The sequence below is a fragment of the Rhabdaerophilum sp. genome, assembly GCF_046092605.1.
Taxonomy (GTDB): domain Bacteria; phylum Pseudomonadota; class Alphaproteobacteria; order Rhizobiales; family Beijerinckiaceae; genus Rhabdaerophilum.
Map to the genome: position 1 here is coordinate 1 of NZ_JBJTDY010000030.1, position 8,935 is coordinate 8,935.

Here is an 8,935-nt window from a genome sequence, read left to right on the forward strand (position 1 = left end):
GGGCGTACGGTCGGGATCAAGGCGCGGTATAAGTTCGGAGATTGACCCCATGCTTGATCGGCGCGACCTCGGTGATCCGCAGGGCCCGCACCGGCGCCATGGCGGCCAGCGACTGGATCCGATCTCTGCTTGAGCGCAGGCCCGCCCGGGTCGTCACCGTCGCCATGGCCAACAAGACGGCCCGCATCGCCTGGGCTGTCCTGAAGCGCGGCGAAGTCTACCGCCCACCGGTCATGGCCTGATCGAGATCGCCGCGGCCAGCGCCGTCGCTCCGAACTGTAAGGGTGCACGAGAGATGATGATGACGATCTGAACGCGGCCGCAGACCAGGACAACCCGTGGTGCTGTCGGAGCCTTGATCTCGGTAGACGGAATGGGACCTGATCAGCGGACTCCATCAGGGCCAGCGGCCATCAGCGCCGCACCAGCAGGCCGGACAGATGACCGCACCCCAACAGATCTCAGCATCAGCCCAACTTCACCCATGCAGCGCAGGGGCCGTCCACAGATGACAGCACCCAGCGAAGCCCGGCCAGCGCTCCAGCACCGGCCCTGTCCGCGTCAGGCCATCGCTCACGCCCCTCGCCTTGTGCCGGCAAGCGACGGTTGTCGCCTGATCGAGGGCGGGGTGAAGACATCTGCGGCCTGGCGGAGTTAACCCACCCGTCCTTGGCCGTCAGTCCGCCTGCAGGATATCCACCTGGGCGCCATTGGGTAGATGCACAATGCAGCCGTGGATGCGCCCGTAGGGGGCGATAGTGGCCGAATAGACCTTGGCGCCTGCGGCGACGCACCGGCTTTGGGCATCTGGGACGGGCAAGCGCAACGTTAAAAGGCCGAGGCGTGGCGCGCGCGCCGTTCCGCCAAAGGAACGGCCGGCGAGCCCACCGAACGCGATGGAAGCGATTGTGCCTTCCTCGCGCTTGGCTTCCTGCCACCAGCGAACCGACCGCGTGGTCTGAGCGACCATAGCATGGGGCAGGGCGAAAAGATTGGGGCCAGGCTCAGCGGTTAGACCATCAAACGAGAGCCGGACAGCGAGCGACAGATTGCGCAGCGCAGTCTCAGTCGCCGCCGGGCGGTCGGTCACGGTGAAGGCTGTGACAGGCCGAGACACGAGACTCCTCCAGCCTGGCTCGGCGAGCGGCGGCTCGACCCTTTCCAAGAGGCCCAGAACCAACCCGTCGGGGCCCACCATCATCGCCTCGCGCACCCGAAATGGCGGCACAGTAAAGCTGACCGGATCGCTGAAGCCCTGAAACCCCGCCGCTTGCAAACGATTGAACACAAGATCGATGTCGCGCACCCGCACGTTGAGGCCTGACCAGCCGCCCGCCTCCCAAGGCTGGGCGGAGGAGCGGATGCGGCCCGCCGCCGGGCCGGTGCTGAACGCGACCAACCGAATAAAGCCGCGTCTAGCCCCCGGCTCGCGCATCAGCGCTTCCTGCGCAGTCTCGCCCTTGGCGAGCCCCCACTCACGCAATTGTTCGGCGGAAACCGAGCCGCGATGGACAAGCTCATAGCCGAGGACATCTCGAAACAGCGCTTGCCGAGCGTCAAGATCGCCCACCGAGACAACCGCCTCGAGCCAGCCGTCTCCCGCCGCGGCGGACAAATCAGCGGCGGTGATGTGTCCGCAAGACGCTATGCCCATCGCAGCAAGGCCAAGGAAATGGCTCAAGCGCGTAAGAAGCCGTCAATTATCTCGCCCATCCGATCGCTGGCGACATCCCAAAGACCGTGGCCGAGATCGGGCAACTCTTGCACGGGTGCGTCGGGGCGCACTGCCATGGCGCGCCCGGTTGCGTCCCACAAATCATCGCGCGGTCGAATGATCATGAGCGGTTGGCGCACGCGGGCCAGCGCGTCGGCCATGTCGTAGGCGGCGATGGCGCTTGCCCCGCGTTCGCGGGCGCCGGGGCGCATCTTCTCGGCGTAGGTGCGCATCACCATCTCCCGCGTCTGCCCCGGCCCCCGCCAACGCCAGGACCGGCGCCATTCTTCCCGCGCCCAGTCTCCTTCCTCGTCAAACGGGATCGGGGTCTGGGCGCCGAAGCTCGCGCGCTCTTCGGCAGAGAAGACGGGCACGGCACAAAGCGCGAGACGGCGCACGCGCAATCCGCCCGAGAGGGCGATCGCGCAAGCGATCGCCGCCCCCGTATGGTAGCCGAGGAGATCAACTGGCCGGTCGTCGAGCCCGAGCGCAGAGGCGGCTTCGGAAAGGGCGCTCGCATAGGCGTCGATCCTCTGCGGATCGGGCAGGGGGTCGGACATGCCATAGCCGGGCGTGTCCAGGATCACGACGCGCCGCCCCTTCGCGAGCTTCAGGGCGACACGCTCGTAGATCTGGCCCGAGTTCGGCACATGATGGAAGCACAGAAGGGGCGGGCGCCGTCCTTGGCCGACGCTGCGATAGTGAATCTGGCCGTGCTTGGCGTTGGAGTAACCGCGCCGGACCACGCTTTGTTCAGCCGCCTGGGCCGTTGCGGCGGGCCCGATCCCCACACCGATGGCGGCGCCAAACAAGCCGCGCCGATCAAGCATGGGGTCAATCTCCGAACTTATACCGCGCCTTGATCCCGACCGTACGCCCATCGGCCGGGGTTACCTGGAAAGCCCGCTTCAAACTGCCGGGGAAAGGCTGGGCGAAAAAGCTGTTGAAGTCGCTGAAGCGGATGATGACCGGCGGGGTGCGCTCGTCAAACAGATTGTCGACGAAACCGGCGATGCTGAACGTATCGGTCTCGTAGCCGATGAGCAGGTTCACCTTCGTCTGGTCGCCCGTACCGGCGAAATTCGAGGGCTCTGAGAACTGGGTCGACCGGAAGGTGAGGTCTGCGCGGACATAAAGATCGGCGTCCTCCAGCGGATGGGTGTATTGCCCGCTAAGCGCGGCTTGCCACTTGGAAGAGCGCGGCAGCCTGTTGCCGGAGACATCGGCCCCGAACACGCCGTTTGGCCGCTGAACCAAGCGCAAGCCGGGAAGTGTCGCGACCTGCCCTGTCGCCCGGTCTATACCGGCGAGCGCCGGGTCGACATAGGAATCAAACTTCGCATCTGAAAGCGAGATTGCAGCCGTCAAATCGATGCGATTGGTCGGCCGCGCGGTCACGTCGAACTCGAAGCCCTGCGAATGGGACTGGGCAGCGTTGGCGATATAGGTGTTGTTGGCGGGCCCCCGTGAGGAGGCGGAGACCACCTGCTGATTGGTCCAATCGACGTAGAATAGCGTCAGGTTGGCGAGCAGATGCTTATCAAACAGCGCTTGTTTGGTCCCGATCTCGTAGGTCCAGTTGCTTTCGGGCGCATAGGCGCGCTCTGCGTCGAAAATGTTGACTTGATCGTTGAAGCCGCCGGTCTTGAAGCCCTTGGCTGCCGAGACGTACCATAGGCTGTCGTCGGTCGGTTTCCAGTCGAGGATGAAGCGTGGCGTCCAGCTATCCCAGGTCGCCTTGCGTCGTGGATCAGCTACGAAAGCTGCGCCGCGGAAGTAGTCGAAGGTCTTGGTTTCCTCGCTCCAGCGCAAATCGAGCGTGGCGTTTAGACCGGGCTGGACTTCATAGCCCAGCGACCCGAACAGAGCGACCGCATCCGTCTCCGTAATCGATAGAAAGGGCCCGTTGTTCCGGACAGGGTTTTGGCTGCGCGCTGCTGGAGGCAGGAAGAACTGCGCATAGCTACGATTCTGGAACTTGTTTCGGAAGTTGTAGACGAATACGCCGGCCAACGCCGTGATCCGCTCGCCCGTGTAGGATATACGGACTTCCTGGCTCGCATCCCTACGGTTGATGAGATTGCCGAACGTGAACAGCTTGTCTGCAAGATAATCGACGTCCTGATCGTAGAGTTGGTCTTCCGTCGTATAAGACGAGAGGGACGTCAGCTTGACCATGTCGTTGACGTCGTAGGTCAAAGTCAAAGCCGCGCGGAAAGTCTCGCGGGTGAATCCCTGCACCCCGTCCGAAGCCGAGCAGCACACTACCCCAGCGGGCGGGTTCTCTGGCGCATCGCCGCGGAAGAACCCGAGCGAACCGCCGTTGGAAAGGGTGAGCGCAACATTGGCCGGAACCAGGAACGCCGCAGCGGTCGAATCCTTGTCGTCAGAATAATTCAGCCGCAGATTCGCCTCGAAGGCGGCGGCGGGCGTCAGGCGCAGGGCGGCGTTCAGCGCGGTGGTTTTCTGCCGGTTTAAGTCTGGCCCGGCGGGGTTCTGGTTCTCAAAAAAGCCGCCCCAATCGCGGCGGATAACGCCTAAGTGCCCAGCAAGCAGGCCCTCGATCAGCGGCCCTGACACGCCCGCGCGCGCCTCATAGCGATCCTTGTCGCCGACCGTCACTTCGCCGAAGCCTTCGAACGTATCGCTCGGCTTGCGTGTGATGAAGTTGATCGCCCCTGCGAAGGTATTGCGCCCATAAAGAGCAGATTGGGGACCCCGCGCCACTTCGATGCGCTCAAGGTCGGTAAGAAGCATATTGGCGCTTGAGCGTCCAGAAACATAGGCTCCGTCGATGAAGATGCCCACCGGCAATTCATCGCCGATGCCGGCAAGTCCAATCCCGCGCATCGAAACGCTGGGGTTGTTACGACCAAACGGGTCTGACGCCGACAAGGATGGTACGACGAAGGAGAGCCGATCTAGCGTATCAATGCGCTGGCGCTCGATCGCGGTTTCATTGAACGCGACGATAGAAAGCGGAATGTCCTGCAGGGACTCATTGCGAAGGCGCGCCGTTACGATCACCTCATCAAGCAAAGACGACTCGGGCTCGCCTGGTCCATTGGGGACGGGCGGCGTGGTCTGCGCGAACGCACTGCCGATAATACTGGTCGACAGAGCTAGCCCCGCCAGAATCGACCGATCTGGGTAACGCACTTTCATTCTGGCCGCCCCCTAGAAACACCAAGCCGGGATTATGCCGATGATCACCTGTGCGTCATAGGCGGCCCAGGTTCTAACAGCTATCACCTGCGCGCCGGCGCAGGCCTCATGCGCCGGCGCGCAGGCGCCGCGATTGCGCTTTCACCACCGCAATTACTTGCTGTACGGCTGAGGATTGGCGTCCCCGTGCGGTGAAAAGGGTCAATTGCGCCGGCACTGCAGGCTCAGAGATGGATGCAGTCTTGAGAGCGCGCTGACGAACATATTCAAGCGACGCACAACCCGGCAGCACACTGTAGCCATGGCCCCACGCAACAGTGTCGAGCAAAGCCGAAAGCGCGTCGATTTCCAGCGCCGGGTGCAGTTCAAAGCCGTGATCGCGCGCGGCCTTGTCTAGCCAGCGGCGTAGCCCATTCTGGACGGTCGGCAGCACCATGGCCCGCCCTTCCAGATCTGCAAACCGCACAGCGGACCCGATGCAATCGCGTTCGAAGAGAGCCGGCGTCCCCACAAGGAACATCTCGTCGTCGAATAAAACCTCGCCGTCGATCAGGTGGCGCACCTGCGTTAGCGGAATATAGGAAACGGCGAGATCGGCGCTGCCGTCCGCGACCCATCCCGTAACGCCGGCGCCGTAGCCCTCAATAATGCGAAGGCGAATATCAGGCAGCTGCTCACGCACGGCGAGAACCACCGGACTGGAGATGACATGGGCCACCAGCGGCGTCACCGCGAGCGTGACGGCGCCCGCGGGGCTTGCCCGCTCCTTGGCGATGGCGGCCTCTAGCCGATCATATTGCTCATTGATGGAGGCGGCGAACTCCATAACTGTTTCACCCGCCGGCGTCAGACGAACGCCCCGCCCCGTGCGCTCGAACACGCGCAGTTTCAGCGCCTGCTCGATCAACTTGATTTGCTTGGTCAAAGCAGGCTGGCTCAAGCCCGACGTCAGCGCCGCCTTGCTGAAGCTGCCGGCCCGCGTCACCGCCACGAAGGCCGAGATCTGTTTGGGCGTCAGCACCTGGGCGAGGCCTTCCTAAACGCGCTGGCTTACCTCGCAATATCCGCCCTCAGGGTCGAAAAAGCAAAGCATCTTCAGCCGTGTTACGCCGCCGCCCTCCCGCGCAGGAACCGACCACTCCGCGGGAGGGCTAGAAATTATCGCGCCTGCCGAAACCGCGCGCTGATGGAGAGCTTCAACGTCGGTGCAGTTGAAGACCTTCACCGTCTGGCCCGGGCGAAGCTGGCCATCCGCCGGCGCCATAGTGGCCGATGCCCCAGGAAGGCCGCCAATATAAGATAGAAAGCCGATCATCCCCAGTTCGGGGTGGGTCGCTTGGAGCATGATCAGACGGGCGGGCGCCTGATCGGGCGCGCCTGTTGGCGGAAAGCGGGCGTCCACCGCCAGGGTTTGATCATACCAGCGCTTCATGCCGAACACCGCCGCGTAAAAATCGGCCATGTGTTCGGCGTCCGCGCAGATCCATGTGGTGCGCCGGAAGAGAGCAGGTTCGGGCGCCGGCATGCTCATGTGGCCGTCTCCGGCGCGATCCGCACGACCTGCTTGCCAACGTTTGTCCCTTCAAACAGCCCCGCCAGCGCCTTGGGCATGATTTCCAGCCCCTCGAGCAGGTTCTCTTGCCAGACAAGCCGGCCGCTGGCGATCCAATCGGCGAGCGCCTCTTCAGCCTCTGCATAGCGATCGGCGAAGGCATAAATCTGGAAGCCCTTCATCTGCGCGTTCGCATAGACGAGCTTGAAATAGTTAGAGGGACCGACGGGCTTGCCATCCGCCATGTACTGCGAGATCGCCCCGCACAGGATAATGCGCGCACCCTGACGCATGCGATTGAGCGCAGCCTCAAGCGTCGCCCCGCCTACATTGTCGAAGTAGATGTCGAGGCCATCGGGCATATGGTCGTCGATCGCCTCGTCCAGCGCGCCGCGGCGATAGTCAATGGCGCTGTCATAGCCCAGGCGGTGGATCGCGGTTGCGGCCTTTTCCGGCCCCCCACAGACCGCCACAATCGGAGTGCAGCCCATGATCCGTGCGATCTGACCGACGGAGGAACCGACCCCGCCCACCGCTCCGGAGACAAGGATACGATCGCCGGGTTTGGGATCTGCCAGTTTCATACCGAAATAGGCGGTGTAGCCCGTGATCCCCAAAACGCCGATCGCGGTGGACATCGGCGCGATCCGGCCAGCGTAGCGGCTCACATAGGTCAGGCGCGCGCCGTTGGAGAGCGCATAGTCCTGCCAGCCGAACGGCCCATGCACCACATCGCCGATCCGGAACTTTGGGTGGCGCGAGGCGACGACCCGGCCGACGCCGCGCCCGCGCATCGTCTCGCCAATGGCGACGGGCCGTTCGATCGTGCCGCCGTCGAGAACATATTGCGCCATCACCGGCGCAAGGCTGAGGTAGTGCTGGCGGATGAGAAACTCACCCTCGGCCGGGGCCGGTACCGGAACCTCTTCCAGCCGAAAGTCGGCTGGCGAGACCAGGGTCTTGGGCCGCCTGGCCAGCACCCAACGACGGTTGGTCTCCATCCTTCAAACGCCTCATGCAGTGTCGAACAAGAGCCCAGTGTCGCTTGCCTGCGCAGGGAGCGCCACGTGCTGGAAGTTATATCAGCTAGATCGGTGGAGCGGGTTTGGCTCTTGCTGCGAGGCGGGTGGCCCGCGCCCGGCTCCGTGAAAGGGGTCTTGTCAGGTGAAACTCACCGCGACCGTCTCGGCATGATAGACGGCTGCGATGGCCCGCAATCCAAAGTCCGACAATCCGTTCCGCTGGTTCGACTCCTCGCCGGAGGTGATCCAGGTGGTGGTGATGCTGTACGTCCGCCTCCCGTTGTCGCTTCGGAACGTGGAGGCCCTCGCGTTCGAGCGCGGCGTCGACATCTGCCACGAGACGGTGCGCAAGTGGGTGGGCCGCTTCGGTCCGATGTTCGCATCGAAGATCCGGTCGCGCCGGGTCCAGGCCATGTGCCAGCACACCCACTGACGCTGGCGCCTGGACGAGGTTTTCGTGCGTGTGAACGGCGAGCGGCGCGACCTCTGGCGGGCCGTGGATCACGACGGTGAGGTGCTCGAGTCCTTCGTGACGAGGAAGCGGGACTAAGCCGCAGCATTGAAATTCCTCAAGAAGGCTCTGAAGCGCCACGGCCCCGCGCGCGTCATCGTCACCGAGCGGCTCCGATCCTACCGGGCGGCGATGAAGCAGTTCGGGAACCAGGACAAACAAGATGTTGGCCGCTGGCTCAACAACCGGGCTGAAAACAGCCACCAGCCCTTCCGACGACGGGAACGCGCCATGCGGCGGTTCCGACGAATGAAGACGCTGCACCGGTTCGCCGCCACCCACGCCTCATTCCGCAACCACTTCAGTCAGGAGCGCCAACGCGTCAGCCGGGTCATCTGCGAGGAACGCCGCTCAGCCACCCTGGCTGAGTGGAAATCCCTCATGGCCTGAGGTCATGCGTGGGTGGGGCGAATTCCGTCTAACTGGAGACAAGTTGAGGTTCGACTGATACCACCGCCACCGGTCTCAACAACGTTCCAACTGTTTTGTCTTCACCTGCAGGACCGCCCTGCTCGCGGCTCTCGACTATCCCGACCGGCCCCTAATGGCTGAGCCCGACCTTTCGCCTGCCGGCGGCTGAACAGAAACGCGCAAATGATTCCATCCCGCCGGCGCCCCCGAGGTCAGGAGGGGGCGGCCATCACGGCCGCCCTGTCGGGCCAAGGTCGACGCCCGTCAGAGCCTCGGCTGCAGCGCCGGGGTCGGTCTCGCTGACATCGAGGAGATCGAGCTGGCGGCGGATTTCGGCGTGGCGCGCGGCCGTCAGCTTGTAGCCCAGGAAGCAGGCGCCGCCAACAGGCCCGAGGCGATCCGCGGCCTGGAGCTCGCCTACATCGGCGGCCCGATCATCTTCGTGATGGCCGCCGGCGCCTGCTTCCTGGGCTACAAGCTGACGGCCGCGCGCCACGCCGAAATCCGCCGCCAGCTCGATCTCCTCGATGTCAGCGAGACCGACCCCGGCGCTGCAGCCG

Annotated in this window: 8 protein-coding genes and 2 pseudogenes; 3 read left to right on the forward strand and 7 right to left on the reverse strand. The window is 64.0% G+C overall.

Going from position 1 to position 8,935, the window contains the following annotated elements; genetic code table 11:
- Positions 1–53: 53 nt before the first annotated feature.
- Positions 54–242, forward strand: a pseudogene (locus ACKODO_RS03125) (IS110 family transposase); the annotation flags it as partial.
- Between the two features lie 434 nt (positions 243–676).
- Here ACKODO_RS03125 and ACKODO_RS03130 read toward each other — a convergent pair.
- The 6 genes from ACKODO_RS03130 to ACKODO_RS03155 form a co-directional block, all read right to left on the reverse strand.
- Entirely contained in the window at positions 677–1,681 is a 1,005-nt protein-coding gene (locus tag ACKODO_RS03130; RefSeq protein ID WP_408981996.1) for a VOC family protein, read from the reverse strand.
- Positions 1,678–2,544, reverse strand: coding sequence for an alpha/beta fold hydrolase (locus tag ACKODO_RS03135; protein ID WP_408981997.1), 867 nt, complete (start codon positions 2,542–2,544; stop codon positions 1,678–1,680). Before ACKODO_RS03135 ends, ACKODO_RS03130 begins: the two co-directional genes overlap by 4 nt.
- A 4-nt stretch (positions 2,545–2,548) precedes the next feature.
- Entirely contained in the window at positions 2,549–4,879 is a 2,331-nt protein-coding gene (locus tag ACKODO_RS03140; protein ID WP_408981998.1) for a TonB-dependent receptor, read from the reverse strand.
- A gap of 106 nt (positions 4,880–4,985) precedes the next feature.
- The gene (locus ACKODO_RS03145) at positions 4,986–5,900 is read right to left on the reverse strand and encodes a LysR family transcriptional regulator (RefSeq protein WP_408981999.1); all 915 of its coding nucleotides are present in this window, start codon (positions 5,898–5,900) and stop codon (positions 4,986–4,988) included.
- A gap of 15 nt (positions 5,901–5,915) precedes the next feature.
- Positions 5,916–6,410, reverse strand: a complete 495-nt coding sequence (locus ACKODO_RS03150) for a VOC family protein (RefSeq protein ID WP_408982000.1) — start codon at positions 6,408–6,410, stop codon at positions 5,916–5,918.
- Complete coding sequence (locus tag ACKODO_RS03155) at positions 6,407–7,432, reverse strand: NADP-dependent oxidoreductase (protein WP_408982001.1); 1,026 nt, start codon at positions 7,430–7,432, stop codon at positions 6,407–6,409. The genes ACKODO_RS03150 and ACKODO_RS03155 overlap by 4 nt, the downstream gene beginning before the upstream one ends.
- A gap of 205 nt (positions 7,433–7,637) precedes the next feature.
- Between ACKODO_RS03155 and ACKODO_RS03160 the strand changes: the two genes are divergently transcribed.
- Together ACKODO_RS03160 and ACKODO_RS03165 are read left to right on the forward strand one after the other, a co-directional pair.
- Complete coding sequence (locus ACKODO_RS03160) at positions 7,638–7,886, forward strand: hypothetical protein (protein ID WP_408982002.1); 249 nt, start codon at positions 7,638–7,640, stop codon at positions 7,884–7,886.
- A gap of 9 nt (positions 7,887–7,895) precedes the next feature.
- Positions 7,896–8,354: pseudogene (locus ACKODO_RS03165) on the forward strand (DDE-type integrase/transposase/recombinase).
- 250 nt (positions 8,355–8,604) lie between these two features.
- Here the strand turns inward: ACKODO_RS03165 and ACKODO_RS03170 are convergent.
- Positions 8,605–8,935 (reverse strand): hypothetical protein (locus ACKODO_RS03170; protein WP_408982003.1); only part of this gene is annotated, 331 nt, incomplete at its 5' end.

Bases quoted from the DNA above. Each gene is read 5' to 3' on its own strand.
- ACKODO_RS03135 (WP_408981997.1), bottom strand. From the start codon at position 2,544: ATGCTTGATCGGCGCGGCTTGTTTGGCGCCGCCATCGGTGTGGGGATC.
- ACKODO_RS03140 (WP_408981998.1), bottom strand. From the start codon at position 4,879: ATGAAAGTGCGTTACCCAGATCGGTCGATTCTGGCGGGGCTAGCTCTG.
- ACKODO_RS03150 (WP_408982000.1), bottom strand. From the start codon at position 6,410: ATGAGCATGCCGGCGCCCGAACCTGCTCTCTTCCGGCGCACCACATGG.
- ACKODO_RS03155 (WP_408982001.1), bottom strand. From the start codon at position 7,432: ATGGAGACCAACCGTCGTTGGGTGCTGGCCAGGCGGCCCAAGACCCTG.
- ACKODO_RS03160 (WP_408982002.1), top strand. From the start codon at position 7,638: ATGGCCCGCAATCCAAAGTCCGACAATCCGTTCCGCTGGTTCGACTCC.